The following is a 17,920-nucleotide window of genomic DNA, read 5'->3' on the forward strand; positions in this document are numbered from 1 at the left end:
ACTTTTCTGCGCGCGGCGCCGATCCGTGCTATCTGCAGGGTCAGGCGACAGGGAGGATGCGAATGTCCATCACCGGATACCGCCGGCCGGCGCGGCTGTTTCACTGGCTCGTCGCGGCGCTCGTGCTGATGATGATCCCGGCCGGTTTCGTCATGATCCAGGAGGGGCTGCCGCGGCCGGTGGGCAACACGCTCTTCATCTTTCACAAGAATGTCGGCGTGATCGTGTTCCTGCTGGTGGTTCTCCGGCTGACCTACCGCCTGACGCATCCCGCCCCGCCCCTGCCGGGCAGCGTGCCGGACTGGCAGCGCACCGTCTCGGGCCTCAGCCATTGGGCGCTTTACGCGCTGGTCCTCGTCATGCCGGTCCTCGGCTATGTCCGGGTACGCGCCGGCGGCTTTCCGATCGAGTGGCTCGACGCGCTCGGCGTGCCGGCGATGGTGCCGAAGAACGAGGCGCTGGCCGAGACCGCCAAGGCGCTGCATTTCTACGGCGCCTGGGCGATCACGCTGCTGATCGGTCTGCACGTCGCGGCGGCGCTGCATCACCTGATTCTGCGCCGCGACGGCGTCTTCGGCCGGATGTGGCCGCCGCACGGCACTCAGTAAGGCAGGCCCACGTAGTTCTGCGCCATGGTCGCGCGCGCCGACGGCATGGTGATGAGCTGGCGCAGCTCGCTTTCCTGCATGCGCTGGTCGAAGTCAGTCTGGTCGGGAAAACGGTGCAGCATGGAGGTCATCCACCACGAGAACCGCATCGCCGCCCAGACACGCGCCAGCGCGGTTTCCGAATAGCGCTCCAGCCCCTCCGCCTCGCCATCGCGGTACCAGCGCCGCAGCGCCTCGAAGAGGTAATGCACATCCCCGAGGGCGAGGTTCAGACCCTTCGCGCCCGTCGGCGGCACGATATGGGCCGCGTCGCCGGCAAGGAACATACGCCCGTGCGCCATTGGCTCGCAGACGAAGCTGCGCAGCGGCGCCACGGATTTCTCGACCGACGGCCCGGTCTCCATGGCTTCGGCCACGTCCCCTGGCAGGCGGCAGCGCAACTCGTCCCAGAACGCGGCGTCGGACCAGTCTCTTGGATCGGTCTCGGCCGGCACCTGGATATAGTAGCGCGACAGGTGCGGGTTGCGCATGGAGGCGAGCGCGAAGCCGCGCGGGTGGTTGGCGTAGATCAGCTCGTCCGCCGCCGGCGCGGTCTCCGACAGAACGCCCAGCCAGCCGAACGGGTAGACCCGCTCGAATTCGCGCCGGACGCCCTCGGGGATCGACGGGCGGCAGATGCCGTGAAAGCCATCGCACCCGGCGATCCAGTCGCAGTCGAGCCGTTGGTCCCGCCCGTTCTTGCGCCACGTGACGTAAGGACGCTCCCCTGTGATGTCGTGCGGAATCACGTCCTCGGCCTCGTGCACGTGCACCGCACCGAGCGCGTCCTGCGCGGCATAAAGGTCCTTGGTCACCTCGGTCTGGCCGTAGACCGTGACCTGACCGTTGACCATGTCGCGGAACGAGACGTGGAACATCCCCGCCGCCGTCGAAAGGTAACAGCCGTCATGGCGGGCCCCGTCCGTGCGCAGCCGCCGCCCGACGCCCGCCCGTTCCAGGAGCGCGACGGAGCCCTGCTCCAGCACCCCGGCCCGGATGCGCGAGAGCACGTGGGCGCGGCTGCGCCGCTCGACCACGACTGTCTCGACCCCCTCGCGGTTCAGAAGCTGCGACAACAGCAGACCCGCGGGTCCGCCGCCGATGATCGCCACCTGGGTGCGCATGACTCTCCTCCCGTCGTTCCGAAAGCGGAAGATTAGAACATCCGGGAGCCGGAAACATGGACCGAGGTGGAGGCCTCTGGCACTATTCGAACATGCAGCCCGATCACGCCATTCCCGCCTGGACGCTCTACGGCGAACGTGGCGCCTTCCCGGATCTTCTGCACGCGGAGACCATAGCCGACCGAGCCGCGCGCCACGACTGGGTGATCGCGCCGCACCGCCATGCCGGGCTCGCGCAGGTCCTGCTGCTGTCAACCGGCGGGGTGCGGATCAGAGCGGACGGGGCGGAGCGCGCGCCGCCCCTGCCCGCCCTCGTCTACATTCCGCCGGGCGTGGTGCACGGTTTCGCCTTCGCGCGCGGCACCGAGGGCCGGGTGATCACCCTGCCCGTCCGCGCCTTTCCGGAGGTCTTCGGCCCGGACAGTGCCACGGCGCCGCGCCTTCGGGCCTGGTTCCACAATGTCCCGGAGGCGGAGGCCGCCGCGAGCGTCGCGGCCATCGCCCGCGAACATGCCGGCCGCGCACCCTACCGCGATGCGGCGCTGCGCGGCCATGCTCTGGCTCTCGCCGCCACGCTGGCCCGCGCCGCGCCTGGCGCACCGGCGCCCGACCGGAGCCGCGCCGCACAGAATCTGGAGGCGTTCGACAGGCTCATCGCGCGACACCTGCGGTCGCGCTGGCGCATCGCCGACTACGCCGATGCGCTCGGTCTCACGCCGCAACAGCTCAGCCGCATCACCCGCGCGCGCCTCGGCTGCTCGGCGTCCCAGCATCTCGAAGCGGAGGTGTTCCGCGAGGCGCAGCGCCTTCTCGCCTACACTCGGATGAGCGTCGCCGAAGCCGGCTACCGGCTCGGCTTCGACGACCCGGCCTATTTCAGCCGCGCCTTCCGGCGCCACACGGGCATGACCCCCTCGGCCTACCGCGCCTCGGTCGACACGATCTGACCCAGGCTTTCATCTGCCCATAAATATCCCGGGGAGCGCGAGGGGCCGGCCCCTCGCTCCGACCCGGACCAGCCCTCACTCCGGTATGGAAAAGATCTGCCCGGGATAGATCAGGTCCGGATCGCGGATCTGGTCCTCGTTGGCCTCGAACACCCGCACATAGAGGATGCCCTCGCCGTATTGCTCCCGCGCGATAGCCCAGAGCGTGTTGCCCGGCTGCACCGTCACCGCCTCGACGCGCGCGTCGCGGCTGCGGGGGCTCGCGGCGACCAGCGCCTCGGGCCGCTCGCGCAGGAACGGGCTCTCGGCCCGGGCGGTCACTGCGCCGGTTTCGTTCAGGCGATCGACACGCAGTGTGTAGGTCCCGGCCGCGACCTCCGGAAGATCCGCGCGCCAGCGGCCCGTGGGCGATATGTCGGCGCTCGTCAGCGGACGGTTGTCGAGGTAAATCCGCACCGCGCCCGGGCCGCTCTTGGTGTCGGAGCGGCCAGCCAGAGCGACCTGCCCGGTCGCGTCGTAGCTGATCGTGTCGATCGAGACGAAATCCTGGGCCTCGGGCACCGGCGCGGTGAGCGGCGCGGCGGGCTGCAGCACCTCGACCCCGTCCGGTCCCGAGAGCAGAACGGCCACGCGCTCCGCCTCGTGGGCATCCTCACCGGCCGGTGCGGGGGGGGCTTCGCCTTCGGCGGGTGCAGGTGCCGTCGCGGCCTCCGTCAGCGCATCGGGTTTCTGCAGGTCCGGCGTCGGCGTCTCGTCCGCTCCGCCGCCATCGGACTCCGCCGGTCCGTCTCGGATCACCCGGGCCGTGTCCGGCGCCAACGACACCACCGCACCGCCGCTTCGCGGCGACGGCGCGAGGATGACTTCGGACTCCGCGGCGATCGACACGCCCGCGATGGCCGAGGACATCGACAGGACCCTGGGTCCGCTGCCGCGCGGGACAGACAGGAAGGCGACGAAACTGCCTGTGGCATCGGCATCGGTCGTGCCCGCGGACACGCCGTCGATTTGCAGCGAGACCTGAGCGCCGGGCTCCGCGCGCCCGGCCACGAGCGCGCTGCCATCCGGCGTTACGCGGACGATGTCGAAGCTTGGAGGTTTCGAAGTCGCCGCGGCATCCTCCGCGACCGGATCCTTGCGAACATCGCCGTTTCCCGAGGCATGCGCCGCGCGGGCCGCGGCGTTGGTCGTCCCGCCGCCGACGACGGGCCCGTCCGAAGAGATACCGGAGGCAGGCCCTGTCGCGGTGTCGCGTGCCCCCTCGCTGCCGGGCACGTCCGATCCGACGGAGGATGCGATCCCAGTGTCCGGAGCGACCGGTGGGTCACCGACGCCCGCGCCGCTCTGCTCCGTGGAGACGGCCTGCGCCGTCTGCCCGTCCAGGTCTTGCTCGACGCCCTCTCCCGGGGAGTCGGCCTTGTCCTCTTCGGTCCGCCGACCGCTCACCTCCGCCTCTGCGCCCGGGGGGCGTTCTTCCGGGATTGGCTCCGCAGGCCGACCGGCCCCGGTCCGGGGCGCTGCAACGGTCGCCGTCTCCACACCTGGTTCTCCGGCCCCGGCGTCCGACGGCAGGGGCGTGGCGGTCGTGGCGGCCTGAACGTCAGCGGCGCCGAGGGCCGTATCGGCGTTTGCCCGGTCCTGCGTCTCCATCACGGCCCCGGACCCGGGGAACGGGCCGCCGGGCGCCGCCGGGGCCCCGGGCGCGATTTCGGCGACAGTCGGCGCCGGCGCAGCGGGCCGGTGCTCCAGCAGGCGCGTCGCGTAGAAGCCCGCCAGTACGACGATCCCCGCGACCGCACCGCCGAGCGCCATGCCAGCCGTGCCCCCGGCCCATGCGAACTTGCTCATCGCCGTGTCATCCCCTCGCGTCGCACCGGAGACCTTGGCAGCCCGGCGCGGTTGAGCCTGTATATCAATCCCGCTATGAGCGGTCAAAACCATGGCGCCGGGATGCCCCTGAGATGACGACGTTTTCGGTCTGCGTATATTGCGGCGCCCGCCCCGGCGGCGATCCGGCCTTCGGCGACGCGGCAGAGGCCACCGGCCGTGCCATCGGCAAGGAAGGCTGGCGGCTGGTCTACGGCGCCGGCGATGTCGGGCTCATGGGCCGGGTGGCGCGGGCGGCGCAGGCGGCCGGCGCCGATACGTTCGGGGTGATCCCCCAGCACCTGCTCGCCCTCGAGGTCGGCAAGCGCGACCTGTCGCGCTTCATCGTCACCGAAACGATGCACGAGCGCAAGAAGATCATGGTGATGAATGCCGACGCCATCGTCGTGCTGCCGGGCGGGGCCGGCACGCTCGACGAGTTCTTCGAGGTGCTGACCTGGCGCCAGCTCGGCCTGCACGACAAGCCGATCTTCCTGCTCGGTCCCGACGGCTTCTGGGCACCGCTGGAGACGCTGCTCGACCACATCGTCGCCACGGGTTTCGCGGGGGAGACGATGCGGGACAGCGTTCAGGCCTGCGGGTCGGTCGCGGCGCTGGTCGACTGCCTGCGAGAGGCGCGGTCGCGACTCAGCCGCGCGCCGGAGTAAAGCCCCAGCGCCGTCCAGATCAGCGCGAAGGCGAGCGCCTGCGCCAGCCCGAAAGGTTCCCGGAAAACCAGCGTGGCGCAGAGGAACTGAAGCGTCGGATTCATGTACTGGATCAGCCCCAGCGTACCGAGCGCGACGCGCTGCGAGGCATGGCTGAAGAAGATCAGCGGCAGTGCGGTGAGCGGCCCCGAGAACAGCAGGAGCACCGTGGTTCCGGCATCCGATCCGAAGGCGCCGCCCTGCCCTGGGGCCGCGCCGGCATGGACTAGCGCCAGCCAGACCAGCGCCAGCGGGCAGAGGATCAGCACTTCGGTCGTCACCGAGGTAATCGCGTCAGCCGCGATCCGCTTCTTGGCCACGCCGTACAGGCCGAACGTGATCGCGATCAGCAGAGAAACATACGGCACCTGCCCCTCCCGCCAGGCCAGCAACGCCACTGCCGCGCCGGCGAGCGCGACCGCCGCCGCCTCGACGCGCGAGAGTCTCTCACCGAAGAGCGCCACCCCCAGCAGCACGGCGACGAGCGGGAAGATGTAGTAGCCGAGGCTTGCCTCGGTCGCCCGGCCGATCCCGATGGAATAGATGAACAGGAACCAGTTGGCCGAGATCGCCAGCGCCGAGAAGGTCAGTGTCCGGCGTGCGCGGCGGTCGCGCAGCGTCGCATCGACCCGGCCGAGCCGCCCGCGCATCGCCAGAAGCCCGGTGAAAAACACTGCGGACCACAGCGTGCGATGCGCCAGCACCTCGAGCGGCGGGATATGCGACAGCAGCTTGTAGTAGAGCGGCGAGAGTCCCCAGATGCTGCACGCCGCGATCATCGACAGAAGGCCGATCCGTCCCTGTGTCATGCTGCCCCCTGTCGTTCGCCCCCGTTCTGCGCAGGCGGGGCCGGGATGACAAGGGGTCAGGCGATGCCTAACCGCTCGCCGGCGAGACAGCGGTCGAAGACCCGCGGCGGCAATCGGCCGACCTTTTCGAAAATGGCCAGGAAATCGATGAATACCTCGGTTTCGACGATGCGCTTGCCGTCGAACCGGTTGAGGCAATGGCAACGCTCGGTCAGTCGAGTGCCGGTGCGCCGTTCGCGAAGAGTGATCGTGCCGGCATGGCTCACCCACGGCGGATCGGCCAGCGCGAGCCGGGTATCGAAGTGCAGGTGGTCGATCTGGGACCAGATCATGGAATGAAAGCTGCGGAAATCCGAGAGCCCGTTGACCTCGAGCGCCTGCACGCCGACAATCCGGATCTCAGGAGACAGGAACCATTTCGCGGCGGCGCCGTCGCCCTGCTCCCACACCTGATAGATATAGTGCCGCGCCAGGCGTTCGAGTTCGTTCATGTGCGCCCCCAACCTCTGACCGACACCTTTGTCGTGAAGACAAAGATGTCGTTACAATCAGAGCTTTATTGCCGCAATGGCGGGGGTGGCACTATTGCGCGTCAGGCGGTGTCGAATTGATCGTGAAGCAGCGATTCAATCTGATCGACAGGGTGATTGGTGAGGTTCTTGTCGACCTCGGCCACGACGCGCCACTGCACTTCCTTGTGCAGCTTGTCACGCAGCGCCCCCAGCACCTGCGGCGCCGCGGCGATCACGATACGCTCGAATTTGTGCTTCTCGGCCTGGCGGAAAAGAATCCCGGCGAGATCGTCGGCAAACCGTTCCTTGGCCAGCTCGTGCCAGTCAGTATCCTCCACGGCGGAGGTCTGCTGTCGTCCGGTATCTTGCATCCGGCCCGGCTTGTTGGCCGATTGCGCGACGTCCTTGGGATTGGACTGTTCTTCCTCCCGCACCACAACCAGGTTGGGATTGTCCGCATCCGTTTCATTGCGCAGGAAAAGGGCTTTTTCGCTGTCGGCGACAAGTACCCACGTATCGCGACTGAGAACGCTCATTACACGTCCTCCTTGTCGCCGGATTCGTCCGTGTCTCCAGCCAGCGGGCGCGTGCGCCCCGCAGAGCCTTCGTCGTAGCGCTTTTCCTCGTCGCGTGTGCCGACCTTGCGCTGCAGTTCGCCGCCGGCACGGTTGCCGTGATCGGGCGGTTCAGGCAGCTCTTCGGGCTTGACCCCGAGCACGTCCTCGGTTTCGCGATGTCCGTCCTGGGAGCGATGACGCTCGGCCATGGGAGCCTCCGTTCTTCGTATTTCCGTCACAAGAAGAATGCGCAAAGGCGTTCGGGCGTTCCGGGCGGGATGTCATTAATCAATCGGGCCGCTTGGGGGTGGACTCCGACCGCGACTGCGCGCGGCGGTGGCCCGTGCGGGGGCGAGGGGCCAGCCCCTCGCGCTCCCCGGAGTATTTCGAGCCCAAAGAAGCAGGGAGCCGTGTGGACGGAGAGGCGCGCACGAAAAGACCCCGCGCAGCGCAGCGCGGGGTCCTTGGTCCTTCGGTCCTGTCTGTGACGGTGCGGCGATCAGGCCTTGGAGAGGCGCTCCGCCACGTTTTCCCAGTTCACCAGGTTGTCCAGGAAGTTCTGCAGGTAGGCCGGGCGCTTGTTGCGGAAATCGATGTAGTAGGAGTGTTCCCACACGTCGACGCCGAGCAGCGTGGTCTGGTTGAAGCACAGCGGGTTCACGCCGTTCTCGGTCTTGGTGACCTTGAGCCCGCCGTCGGTGTCCTTCACGAGCCAGGCCCAGCCCGAGCCGAACTGACCGGCGCCGGCGGCGGAGAACTCTTCCTTGAACTTGTCGACCGAGCCGAAGCTCTCGGTCAGCGCGCTCTCGAGCTCACCGGGCATGCCGACATTGTCGGGGGTCATCATTTCCCAGAACTGGTTGTGATTCCAGTACTGCGAGGCGTTGTTGAAGATCCCGGACTGTGCCACGGCGTTCGGGTCGTAGGTGCCCTTGATGATCTCTTCGGCGGGCTTGCCTTCCCACTCCGTTCCGGCGATCGCCTTGTTGCCGTTGTCGACATAGGCCTTGTGGTGGATGTCGTGGTGGAACTCTAGCGTCTCGCGCGACATGCCCTTGGGGGCGAGCGCGTCGTGGGCGTAAGGAAGATCGGGCAATTCGAAAGCCATGTCAGACCTCTTGAAGTTGGAGAAAATTCGAACGGCTGACGCTTAGGTGATCCGGCAGACCCGCGCCGTCAAGGCGAGATCTCACGCCGCCGTCAGCTGTCGTGAGTTCAACGCGTCTCCTTGCGGCACGTTCCCTGCCCCGTGAACCGATTGGAAAACCCCGCCGGCGTGGCCGAAATCGTCATCCGGCCCGAGCCCTTCAGATAGGTCGCGCGATAGATGAAGGCGGAGATGCGATGGCGTCCGTCCGAGGCGGTGAGTTTCCAGGCGAAGGTGATGCGTCTGGCATTGTCCGCGGCGATGTTCGCGGTCATCGGCCGGCCGTTGAAGTGCAGGATCACCGGATCGGAGACCACGGCGGTGTCCGCCCCGTCCTCGTAACCGACGAACAGGATTTCGGGAATCCAGTTGCCGTTGCCGTGCTGGCTGAGGGCACAGACCAGCGTTTCCGTGGCCGCCGCGGGCGCGGCGAGCAGGAGAAGCGGCAGGGCGAGAAGGCGGGCTCTCATGGCGGCTCCGTTCGGGCGCGTCGCGTCGGGGGACTATCGACGTGCCCGTCCGGGGCCGCAACCCTCGCGGGACGGTTGCCGCAGGGGAAAGCGGAGAGCTGTCCTAAAAGTGACCGACCGCGGCGGCCGGCCGGGCGGCGTGGCACAGGAGCGAAAAGACATAATCGGCCACCGAGCGGAAGCAGATCACCCGCATCGCCCCGTCCTCGGCCAGCCAGATCGCGCCGGAGACCTGCGCCAGCCGCGTGCGGCGGATCGTGCCCGGCGGGAAGGCGTCTGGGCGCAGGTCGGCGGGCGTGAGCTTGGCCAGCGTCTCGCGCAGCGCCGCCTCCTCCCCGCTCAATTCGAACATCGCGCGGGCGTCGGAGACGTTGGCCACCAGCGCGTGGTCCTCGGCGGTCGCCGCGGTCAGCGTCGCGGCGATCTCCTCGGCCTCGTCGTAGGCGCAGAACAGCATCAGCTCGTCCGGGGACATCCAGGCGAGCGCCCTGCCCCCGTCCTCCACGATCCCGAGCGTGTCGGGGATGCTGAGGCCGGTGGCATCGGCGACCGGCTCGCCGATCGCCGCGATGTCGCCGCGCAGGGTGACCATGCCGGTCAGGCCGGCGCATTCGACGCTGACGCGGCCGTCCTGACGGGCGCGGGCGAGCGGCGGGGTCGCGTCAAACATTCTGCTTCTCTCCTTCGGGGTCGAAGAACATGGTGGAGACGATGCGGGCGCGCACCGGCTCGCCGCCGATGCGGTTGAACGCGACCTCCTGGCCCATCCGGTCGGGGCCGTTGTGCACGAGGCCGAAGGCGATGCCGCGCTTCAGCGTGGGCGAGTAATAGGTGGAGGTCACGCGCCCCTCTGTGGCGCGCTGGCCGTTGGCATTCCTGCCCTCGCCGATGGCGTAGGAGCCCTCGGGCAGGACCGAACCGTCGAGCGTTTCGAGGCCAACGAGCTTCCAGCGGTCGGGCGAGGCCATGAAGGACCGCGCCTGCGCGCGCTTGCCGATGTAATCCTCTTTTTTCTTGGAGATTGCCCAGTCGAGGCCGAGATCCTGCGGGATCACCGTCCCGTCGGTTTCGTCCCCGATCATGATGAAGCCCTTCTCGGCCCGCATGACGTGCAAAGCCTCGGTTCCGTAAGGGGTTACGCCGAACTCTTCACCCGCCTCCAGAAGCTTGTCCCAAAGCGCGCGGCCGCGGTTCGCGGGCACCGCGATCTCGTAGGAGAGCTCCCCGGAGAAGGAGATGCGGAAGACGCGCGCGGGAATGTCGGCCAGCGTGCCATCGGTCCAGCGCATGAACGGCAGCGCCTCTTTCGACACGTCTATGCCGCCGAGCTTCTCAAGCACCTTCCGGGAATTGGGGCCGACCACGGCGATCTGGGCATATTGCTCCGTCACGTTCGCCGTCCAGACCTGCCAGTCCCACCATTCGGTCTGCAGCCAGTCCTCCATATGGGCATGAATGCTGTCGGCGCCGCCGGTGGTGGTGTGGACGAGGAAGGTCTGATCGTCGATCCGGGCGACGACGCCGTCGTCCATCAGGAACCCGTTCTCGGAGCACATCAGTCCATAGCGGCAGAAGCCCGGTTTCAGCGAGGACATCATGTTGGTGTAGAGCATGTCCATGAAGCGGCCCGCGTCCGGGCCCTTCACCAGGATCTTGCCGAGCGTCGAGGCATCGAGCAGGCCGAGGCTCGACCGCGTCTGGTCGATCTCGCGGATCACCGCGTCATGCTTGCTCTCGCCCGGACGGGTGAAGCAGTACGGGCGGCGCCAATGGCCGACCGGTTCCCACTGGGCGCCGTTGGCCTCGTGCCAGTCGTGCAGCGGCGTCTTGCGGATCGGCTGGAACAGCGCGCCCCGCGCCTCGCCCGCGATCGCGGCAAGCGAGATCGGCGTATAGGGCGGACGGAACGTGGTGGTACCAACGGCCGGGATGTCTTCGCCCAAGGATTGAGAAAGGATTGCCAGTCCGTTGATGTTGCTCAGTTTCCCCTGATCGGTCGCCATGCCGAGCGTGGTATAGCGCTTGGTGTGCTCGACGCTCTCGTAACCTTCCTGCGCGGCGAGCATGACGTCGGAGACCTTCACGTCGTTCTGGAAATCGAGCCAGGCCTTGCGGCGCAGCGCCGGCTTGGCGTTCTCGGGCATGACCCAGACGGGGCGCATCGGCGCCTCGTCGCGGGGTGCGGCCGTCGGGGCACCCTCGCCCGCGCCGCCAGCGCTCCAGGCGTCGGACAGCGCTTCGGCGAGGCCGAGCTGTCCGTTCGCAGCGCCGGCGGCAAAGACGACGGGGCTCGCGTCGTGGGTGTTGGGCGCGCGTTTCGGATCGGGCTGGAAGAACGCCTCCTCGGCGTTCCAGGTCAGCTTGCCGCCGGCATGGGACCACAGGTGCACGACCGGCGACCAGCCGCCGGACATCGCGACCGCGTCGCAGGGGATCGTGTCGAGCACGGTGCCCTCGCCCGCCTGCGCGCAGATGGCGACGCCGGTGACGTGCTTGCGCCCCTTCACCTTGGCGATGCCGCGCCCGGTCAGGATGCGGATGCCGCGGCTGCGCGCGGCCTCGGCCAGCGTTCCGCCCCCTTCGGCCCGAGCATCGAGGATCGCGGGCACTTCGAGCCCGGCATCGTGCAGCGCCAGCGCGGTGCGGTAGGCGTCGTCGTTGTTGGTGACCACGACGGTGCGTTTGCCGGGCGCCACGGCGTAATTCACCACGTAATCGCGCACGGCCGCCGCCAGCATCACGCCCGGCAGATCGTTGCCGGCAAAGGACAGCGGCCGTTCGATGGCGCCGGTGGCAGTGACGATCTTCTGCGCACGGATGCGCCAGAGGCGATGGCGCGGCGCCTCGCCGCCGGGTGCGTGGTCGGCAATTCGCTCATAGGCGAGCGCGTAGCCGTGATCGTAGACGCCGGAGCCCATCACGCGAGTGCGGATCCGGACATTATCCATGCCTTCAAGCGTTTGCAGCGTGGCGTTCACCCAGGTCTCGGCCGGAACGCCGTCGATCTCGCCGCCGTCGACGACGGCGCGGCCGCCCCAATGCGGCGTCTGTTCGATCAAGAGCACCTGCGCGCCGGTGGCCGCCGCCGACTTCGCCGCGGCAAGGCCCGCCACGCCGCCGCCGATCACCAGGACGTCGGTGTGGATGTGGAAATGCTCGTAGCTGTCGGGATCGCGCGCCTCGGCCGCCGGCGCCTCGCCGAGACCGGCGGATTTGCGGATGAAGGGCTCGTAGACATGCTTCCACAGCGGGCGCGGATGCATGAACATCTTGTAGTAGAACCCCGCCGGAAGAAAGCGCGACAGCGCCGTGTTGACCGCGCCGACATCGAAATCGAGCGACGGCCAGTGGTTCTGCGACGTGGTGGACGCATCCTCGAAAAGCTCGGTCGTGGTGGCGCGCTGGTTCGGCTCGAACCGGTCGCCCTTGCCGAGGCCGAGAAGCGCGTTCGGCTCTTCCGCGCCGGAGGCGACGATGCCGCGCGGGCGGTGGTACTTGAAGCTGCGGCCCACCAGCGTGCGCCCGTTGGCCAGTAGCGCCGAGGCGAGCGTGTCCCCGGCGTGGCCGCGCAGATAGGTGCCGTTGAAGGTGAAGCGGACGGAGGTCGAGCGGTCGATCAGGCGGCCGCCCGTGGCGAGGCGATGGCTCATGCTGCGGAACCCTTGCGCTGGTGGCGACGGAGGAAGCCTCCGGCGGGAGTATTTGGGACGAGAAGAAGACGCGGGCGCGGCATCAGGCGGATCTTGCGCCGAGGGCGTTAAGAATTTCCGAAGGCGGCTCGGAGACCTGGGCGGGATAGGTGCCGATGACCTCCATGGTCATGGTGTCGCGGGCGGCGTGGAACCACTTGCCGCAGCCGTGGACATGGCGCCAGCGCTCCACGTGCACGCCGCGCGGGTTGCGGCGCAGGAAGAGGTAGCTTTCGAACTCGTCGTCGGAACTGCCGGGCCCGTGGCGCACGAGGTGACCCTCGCCGCCGGGGTGAAGCTCGGTCTCGTCCGCGGCGACGCCGCAATAGGGACAGGAGAGGATCAGCATTGGGTCGGTCCCTTCCGCACGAAAAGACCCCGGCCGCGCCCTCGGGCGGCCGGGGTCGGAATGAAGGATGCGGCGCCCGTGTCGCGGGCGCGGATGTCAGTTTTCGGTTTCTGCCGTGGCGCCGGCCTCGGCTTCGGCGCCGCCGCCCGATGCGCTGTCACTCGCGGTGCTGCCGCCACCGCCGGAGCCGCCTTCGGCTTCGGCCGCCGCCCCGGCGCTGTCGCCGCCGCTGCCAGCTTCGCCTTCGGCCGCCGCGGTGCCGCCTTCGCCGCCTTCTCCGCCCTCCACGGAGATCGAGACGTCGTCGCCGGAGGCGTTGCCGCCGGTGTCGGGCGCGCCGCCGCCCCAGAACACGAAGGCGAGGATGCCGACGGCAACGACGAGGCCGCCGACGATGAAGGACAGCGCGCCCATGCCGCCGGAGCCTTTGCGCTCCACATGCGTCTCGCGCGTGTGCTGGGTGTGCGTGGAATTGGTGTTGGGATCGGACATGGGGAAACCTCCGCGATCGAATGTGTCGCGGAGACAACGGCCCGGAGCCGCGGGGATGTTCCCGCGGCGCGGGCCCGTGGGCGGAGTTCCGCCATGGCGAACGCGGTCCGCATCAGTGCGCGACCCCCGCCGCGACGGATTCGTCGATGAAACGGCCCTCGCGGAAGCGGTTCAGCCCGAATTCGGCCGCGAGCGGGCCCGGTTCGCCCTTCGCCACCATCTCGGCCGTCGCCCAGCCCGAGCCGGGGATCGCCTTGAACCCGCCGGTGCCCCAGCCGCAATTGATGAAGCAATTGCCCAGCGGGGTGGTCGAGATGATCGGCGAGCGGTCGCCGGTCATGTCGACGATGCCACCCCATTGCCGCAGCATCTTGAGCCGCGAGATCATCGGGAAGGTCTCGATCAGCGCGCGCACGGTTTCCTCGATATGGTGGAAGGAGCCGCGCTGGGTGTAATTGTTGTAGCCGTCCGCGCCGCCGCCGATCACCATCTCGCCCTTGTCGGACTGGCTCATGTAGCCGTGAACGGTGTTGGCCATGACGACCACGTCCATGCAGGGCTTGATCGGCTCGGACACCATGGCCTGCAGCGCGACCGATTCCACCGGCAGGCGGAAGCCGGCCATCTCGGCGAGGTGCCCCGAATGGCCCGCGACGACGATGCAGAGCTTGTCGCAATCGATCGAGCCCTGGGAGGTCTCCACTCCCGACACCTGCCCGTTGTCGGAGCGCACGCCAGTCACTTCGCATTTCTGGATGATGTCCATGCCCATGTCCGAGCACGCCCGGGCATAGCCCCAGGCCACCGCATCGTGCCTTGCGGTGCCCGCGCGCGCCTGCCAGAGCGCGCCGAGGACCGGATAGCGCGGGCCGCTGAGTTCGATGATCGGGCACAGCTCCTTCACCCGCTCGGGCGAGACGAATTCGGTGTCGACGCCCTGCAGCGCGTTGGCGTGGGCGGTGCGCTTGTAGCCGCGCGCCTCGTGCTCGGTCTGGGCGAGCATCAGCACGCCGCGCGGGCTGAACATGATGTTGTAGTTGAGATCCTGGCTCAGCGTCTCGTAGAGCGAGCGGGCCTTTTCGTAGATCGCCGCGGAGGGATCCTGCAGGTAGTTCGAGCGGATGATCGTCGTGTTCCGCCCGGTGTTGCCACCGCCGAGCCAGCCTTTCTCGATGATGGCGACGTTCTTGATGCCGTGGTTCTTGCCGAGGTAATAGGCAGTTGCGAGGCCGTGCCCGCCGGCGCCGACGATGACGACGTCGTACTTCTTCTTGGGTGTGGCCTTGCGCCAGGCGCGCTCCCACCCGGTGTGGCCGCGAAGCGCCTCACGGGCGATGGCAAAGGCGGAATAGTGCTTCATGTGCGCGCCTCGATTCCTCTGGTGGGTCGATGAAGCTGTCTTTGCACCCGATGACCCGGCATTGCCGCGACTGGGACCGTCACTCTGCGACGACTTTGCGACATGGCGGCCGGGCGCGCCCGGGATGGGGCCGAAGGTCTCAGCCATGTGCGCCCATTTGCCCTTTCGGCGGGGGCCGTTGGCGCCTAGGTAACAGGACGTGATATCGAGGCGGACATGACGGGTTTCTTCATCCTCACGGGCGCGCTGGCGCTTCTGGTCGCGGCGCTGATGGCGCTGGCGCTCTTGCGCGGGCATCGCGACACGCGGGCGGGCGAGGCGTTCGACCTGCAGGTCTATCGCGACCAGCTCAAGGAAGTGGAGCGCGACGCCGCACGCGGCACGATCGGCCCCGAGGAAGCGGAGCGGCTGCGCACCGAGGTCTCCCGCCGGCTGCTGGCCGCCGATGAACGCGCGCGGGCCGCGGCGACCGGTGAGGGGCAGCCGCGAACGCTGGGGTACCTGGCGGCCGCGCTGATCGTGGCGGTGGTGCTGGGCGGCGGCTTCGGCCTTTATGCCGCGCTCGGGGCGCCGGGATATGGCGATCTTGGGCTGCGCGCTCGCATCGCACAGGCGGAGGAAGCGCGCGCCGAACGTCCGTCGCAGAACGACGCCGAGGCGCAGGCACCGCAAGCGGACCGGCCGGACGCGAGCGAAGAATACCGGGCGCTGGTGCAGCGCCTGCGCGGCGCCGTGGCGGAGCGGCCGGACGATCTGCAGGGCTACCAGCTTCTTGCCCGGTCCGAAGCCGCGCTTGGCAATTACGGGGCCGCATGGCGCGCGCAGCAGAAGATCGTCGAGCTCAAGGGATCTGAGGCGACCGCCGGCGACCATGCCGATCTGGGCGACATGATGGTGCTCGCGGCCGGCGGCTATGTCTCGCCGGAAGCGGAGCGCGCCTTCGACGCGGCGCTCGCGCGCGATCCGGGGAACGGGCCGGCGCGCTACTACAAGGGGCTGTCCTACGCGCAGACCGGCCGGCCGGACCGCGCCTTCCGGATCTGGGACCGGCTCCTGCGCGACAGTGCCGCGACCGATCCCTGGGTCGATCCGGTGCAGCAGCAGATCGGCGCGATGGCCCGCCGGGCCGGTGTCAACAATTACCAGATGCCCCAGCCCGAAGGAGCAGAACCCGGCCCATCGCCAGCCGAGATGCAGGCAGCCGAGGACATGGACCCCGAGGCGCGGGCCGAGATGATCCGCGGCATGGTCTCGCGCCTGTCGGACCGGCTGCAGTCCGAAGGCGGCTCACCCGAGGAATGGGCGCGGCTGATCGGCGCCTATGCCGTGCTCGGCCAGGCGGAGCGCGCGATGGCCGCCTTCGAAGAAGCTCAGGACATCTTCGCCGGCGACGAGGCGGCTTTGCGGACGATCCGTCAAGGCGCGCAGGGCGCGGGGATCGGCCAGTGATCTACGAGGAGATCGAGAACTTCGTGGCGGCCCTGCCCCGCGACGCCGCCATCGCCGCGCTCGACCTTGGCGAGAAGACCATCGGCGTGGCGGTGTCGGACCGGCTGCGGTCAGTCGGCACGCCGCTGGAGACGATCCGGCGGAAAAAGTTCGGGCTCGATGCCGAGCGGCTGACCGGCATTCTGTCGGCGCGCGAGATCGGCGGCGTCATCCTCGGGCTGCCGCGCAACATGGACGGCAGCGAGGGGCCGCGCTGCCAGTCGACACGAGCGTTCGCGCGCAACTACGCCCGGCTCTGGGACGGGCCCATCGGCTTCTGGGACGAGCGGCTCTCCACCGTGGCGGCCGAACGCGCTTTGCTGGAGGCCGACACCTCGCGCCGCCGGCGGGCAGAGGTCATCGACCACGTCGCCGCGGCGGTGATCCTGCAGGGCGCGCTCGACCGGATGCGCCATATCGGCGCCAGCGATACGGAGGCGACATGAGTGACGAAGTGTGGTCCCGCAAGGAGGTCGAAAGCCCCTGCGTGAAGATCTGCGTGATCGAGCCCGAGTCGCGGCTCTGCACGGGCTGCCTGCGCTCGATCGAGGAAATCTCGACCTGGAGCCTTCTGGACAACGAAGAGCGCCGCCGGATCGTGGCAGAGCTGCCCGGCCGCGCCGGCCAGCTCACGCGGCGCCGCGGCGGGCGCGCCGCCCGCCGGGCCGCAAGACGTGAGGCGCAGGAGCAGAAGCCGGAGTGACGGCTCAGGCCGCCGCGCGTTCCTGTGACGCGGCGACAAGCGCGGCGTCGAGGATCTCGGCCCCCGCGCCCGAGGCGGCCGCCTCGGACAGCGTGCGACGCCAGGCGCGCGCGCCGGGGCGCCCGGCGAACAGGCCCATCATGTGCCGCGTGACCTGATGCGCTTTTCCGCCCTCTGCCACATGCGCGGCGATGTGGGGGCGCATCGCCTCGGCGACCTCCACCGGATCGGGCGGAGGAGTATCCCGCCCGAAGATTCGCGCATCCGCCCCGGCCAGGATGTCCCACGGCCGCTGATAGGCCGCGCGGCCGATCATCACGCCGTGAAAGCCGCGCTCCAGCGCCGCCACCGCCGCATCGAGCGTGTCGATGCCGCCGTTGAGCGAAAGGTGCAAGTCCGGGAACTCGGCCAGCATCGCCGCCACGAGATCGTAGTCGAGCGGCGGCACGTCGCGGTTCTCCTTCGGCGACAGGCCCTGCAGCCAGGCCTTGCGCGCGTGCACCGTAACGCGTGTGCAGCCCGCCTCCCGCACCCGGGCCAGGAATGCAGGCAGGACTTCCGCGGGATCCTGGTCGTCGACTCCTATCCTGCACTTCACGGTCACCGGCACGTCGACGGCCCTGCGCATTGCCTCCACGGCACGGGCCACGAGGTCCGGGCTCTTCATCAGAACCGCCCCGAACGTGCCTGATTGCACACGGTCCGACGGGCACCCGACATTGACGTTGATCTCCGAATAGCCCCTCTCGGCCCCGAGGCGCGCGGCCTCCGCCAGTTCCTTCGGATCGGACCCACCGAGCTGCAGCGCCACCGGCTGCTCCTCGGGCGCGAAGTCGAGCAAGTGCAAAGCTCGGCCCCGCACCAGCGCCGGCGCGGTCACCATCTCCGTGTAAAGTAGCGCTTCGCGCGACAGCAGGCGGTGAAACGCCCGGCAATGCCGGTCGGTCCAGTCCATCATGGGTGCCACGGCAAGCCTTGACGCATATTTTGCATTTATTTTCATATACTTAACCGCCACCTGCGCAGGCGGCCACCTAACGAGATTTCTCGTGA

The 17,920-nt window shown here is 68.8% G+C and carries 20 protein-coding genes; 6 read left to right on the forward strand and 14 right to left on the reverse strand.

Annotated elements, in window-relative coordinates; all coding sequences use genetic code 11:
* Window positions 1-62: 62 nt before the first annotated feature.
* Window positions 63-608, forward strand: coding sequence for a cytochrome b (locus F3H57_RS19810; protein ID WP_316633775.1), 546 nt, complete (start codon window positions 63-65; stop codon window positions 606-608).
* Here F3H57_RS19810 and pobA read toward each other — a convergent pair.
* Entirely contained in the window at window positions 602-1,771 is a 1,170-nt protein-coding gene (gene pobA, locus F3H57_RS19815) for a 4-hydroxybenzoate 3-monooxygenase (RefSeq protein ID WP_149758297.1), read from the reverse strand. The genes F3H57_RS19810 and pobA overlap by 7 nt on opposite strands.
* 56 nt (window positions 1,772-1,827) lie before the next feature.
* On the opposite strand from pobA, the gene F3H57_RS19820 reads away from it, so the two are divergent.
* Window positions 1,828-2,718 carry a helix-turn-helix domain-containing protein gene (locus F3H57_RS19820; protein ID WP_149758299.1) on the forward strand — a complete coding sequence of 297 codons (891 nt, stop codon included), beginning with the start codon at window positions 1,828-1,830 and terminating at the stop codon, window positions 2,716-2,718.
* A gap of 75 nt (window positions 2,719-2,793) precedes the next feature.
* Here the strand turns inward: F3H57_RS19820 and F3H57_RS19825 are convergent, their stop codons facing one another.
* Window positions 2,794-4,566 carry a LysM peptidoglycan-binding domain-containing protein gene (locus tag F3H57_RS19825; protein WP_188129771.1) on the reverse strand — a complete coding sequence of 591 codons (1,773 nt, stop codon included), beginning with the start codon at window positions 4,564-4,566 and terminating at the stop codon, window positions 2,794-2,796.
* Window positions 4,567-4,679: 113 nt separating this feature from the next.
* On the opposite strand from F3H57_RS19825, the gene F3H57_RS19830 reads away from it, so the two are divergent.
* On the forward strand, window positions 4,680-5,252 hold the full coding sequence (locus F3H57_RS19830; protein WP_149758303.1) for an LOG family protein: 573 nt from the start codon (window positions 4,680-4,682) through the stop codon (window positions 5,250-5,252).
* Here the strand turns inward: F3H57_RS19830 and rarD are convergent.
* From rarD to F3H57_RS19885, 11 genes are all read right to left on the reverse strand, one after another.
* On the reverse strand, window positions 5,174-6,100 hold the full coding sequence (gene rarD / locus F3H57_RS19835; protein ID WP_149758305.1) for an EamA family transporter RarD: 927 nt from the start codon (window positions 6,098-6,100) through the stop codon (window positions 5,174-5,176). The genes F3H57_RS19830 and rarD overlap by 79 nt on opposite strands.
* 56 nt (window positions 6,101-6,156) lie before the next feature.
* Window positions 6,157-6,591: a nuclear transport factor 2 family protein gene (locus tag F3H57_RS19840; protein WP_149758307.1), complete on the reverse strand. Its 435-nt coding sequence runs from the start codon at window positions 6,589-6,591 to the stop codon at window positions 6,157-6,159.
* A 101-nt stretch (window positions 6,592-6,692) separates the two neighbouring features.
* Complete coding sequence (locus tag F3H57_RS19845; RefSeq protein ID WP_149758310.1) at window positions 6,693-7,148, reverse strand: host attachment family protein; 456 nt, start codon at window positions 7,146-7,148, stop codon at window positions 6,693-6,695.
* On the reverse strand, window positions 7,148-7,378 hold the full coding sequence (locus F3H57_RS19850; protein WP_149758312.1) for a hypothetical protein: 231 nt from the start codon (window positions 7,376-7,378) through the stop codon (window positions 7,148-7,150). Before F3H57_RS19850 ends, F3H57_RS19845 begins: the two co-directional genes overlap by 1 nt.
* A 290-nt stretch (window positions 7,379-7,668) precedes the next feature.
* Complete coding sequence (locus tag F3H57_RS19855) at window positions 7,669-8,277, reverse strand: superoxide dismutase (RefSeq protein WP_149758314.1); 609 nt, start codon at window positions 8,275-8,277, stop codon at window positions 7,669-7,671.
* 107 nt (window positions 8,278-8,384) lie between these two features.
* Window positions 8,385-8,786 carry a hypothetical protein gene (locus F3H57_RS19860; protein ID WP_149758316.1) on the reverse strand — a complete coding sequence of 134 codons (402 nt, stop codon included), beginning with the start codon at window positions 8,784-8,786 and terminating at the stop codon, window positions 8,385-8,387.
* Between the two features lie 103 nt (window positions 8,787-8,889).
* Window positions 8,890-9,456, reverse strand: coding sequence for a sarcosine oxidase subunit gamma (locus tag F3H57_RS19865; RefSeq protein WP_149758318.1), 567 nt, complete (start codon window positions 9,454-9,456; stop codon window positions 8,890-8,892).
* The gene (locus F3H57_RS19870; protein ID WP_149758320.1) at window positions 9,449-12,436 is read right to left on the reverse strand and encodes a sarcosine oxidase subunit alpha family protein; all 2,988 of its coding nucleotides are present in this window, start codon (window positions 12,434-12,436) and stop codon (window positions 9,449-9,451) included. The genes F3H57_RS19865 and F3H57_RS19870 overlap by 8 nt, the downstream gene beginning before the upstream one ends.
* 82 nt (window positions 12,437-12,518) lie before the next feature.
* On the reverse strand, window positions 12,519-12,824 hold the full coding sequence (locus tag F3H57_RS19875) for a sarcosine oxidase subunit delta (RefSeq protein ID WP_149758322.1): 306 nt from the start codon (window positions 12,822-12,824) through the stop codon (window positions 12,519-12,521).
* Between the two features lie 96 nt (window positions 12,825-12,920).
* Window positions 12,921-13,316: a hypothetical protein gene (locus F3H57_RS19880; RefSeq protein ID WP_149758325.1), complete on the reverse strand. Its 396-nt coding sequence runs from the start codon at window positions 13,314-13,316 to the stop codon at window positions 12,921-12,923.
* 112 nt (window positions 13,317-13,428) lie between these two features.
* Window positions 13,429-14,676 carry a sarcosine oxidase subunit beta family protein gene (locus F3H57_RS19885; RefSeq protein ID WP_149758327.1) on the reverse strand — a complete coding sequence of 416 codons (1,248 nt, stop codon included), beginning with the start codon at window positions 14,674-14,676 and terminating at the stop codon, window positions 13,429-13,431.
* 216 nt (window positions 14,677-14,892) lie between these two features.
* Between F3H57_RS19885 and ccmI the strand changes: the two genes are divergently transcribed.
* From ccmI to F3H57_RS19900, 3 genes are read left to right on the forward strand one after another with little or no spacing between them, the layout of a single operon-like run.
* Entirely contained in the window at window positions 14,893-16,125 is a 1,233-nt protein-coding gene (gene ccmI / locus F3H57_RS19890; protein ID WP_149758331.1) for a c-type cytochrome biogenesis protein CcmI, read from the forward strand.
* Complete coding sequence (gene ruvX, locus F3H57_RS19895; protein WP_149758333.1) at window positions 16,122-16,610, forward strand: Holliday junction resolvase RuvX; 489 nt, start codon at window positions 16,122-16,124, stop codon at window positions 16,608-16,610. Before ccmI ends, ruvX begins: the two co-directional genes overlap by 4 nt.
* Window positions 16,607-16,867 (forward strand): DUF1289 domain-containing protein, encoded by a 261-nt coding sequence (locus tag F3H57_RS19900; protein WP_149758335.1) that lies wholly within the window; start codon window positions 16,607-16,609, stop codon window positions 16,865-16,867. The genes ruvX and F3H57_RS19900 overlap by 4 nt, the downstream gene beginning before the upstream one ends.
* A 4-nt stretch (window positions 16,868-16,871) precedes the next feature.
* On the opposite strand, the gene dusA is transcribed toward F3H57_RS19900, so the two are convergent.
* Entirely contained in the window at window positions 16,872-17,870 is a 999-nt protein-coding gene (dusA, locus tag F3H57_RS19905; RefSeq protein WP_223163167.1) for a tRNA dihydrouridine(20/20a) synthase DusA, read from the reverse strand.
* Window positions 17,871-17,920: the final 50 nt, after the last annotated feature.

The organism is Roseivivax sediminis (assembly GCF_900112685.1).
GTDB lineage: Bacteria > Pseudomonadota > Alphaproteobacteria > Rhodobacterales > Rhodobacteraceae > Roseivivax > Roseivivax sediminis.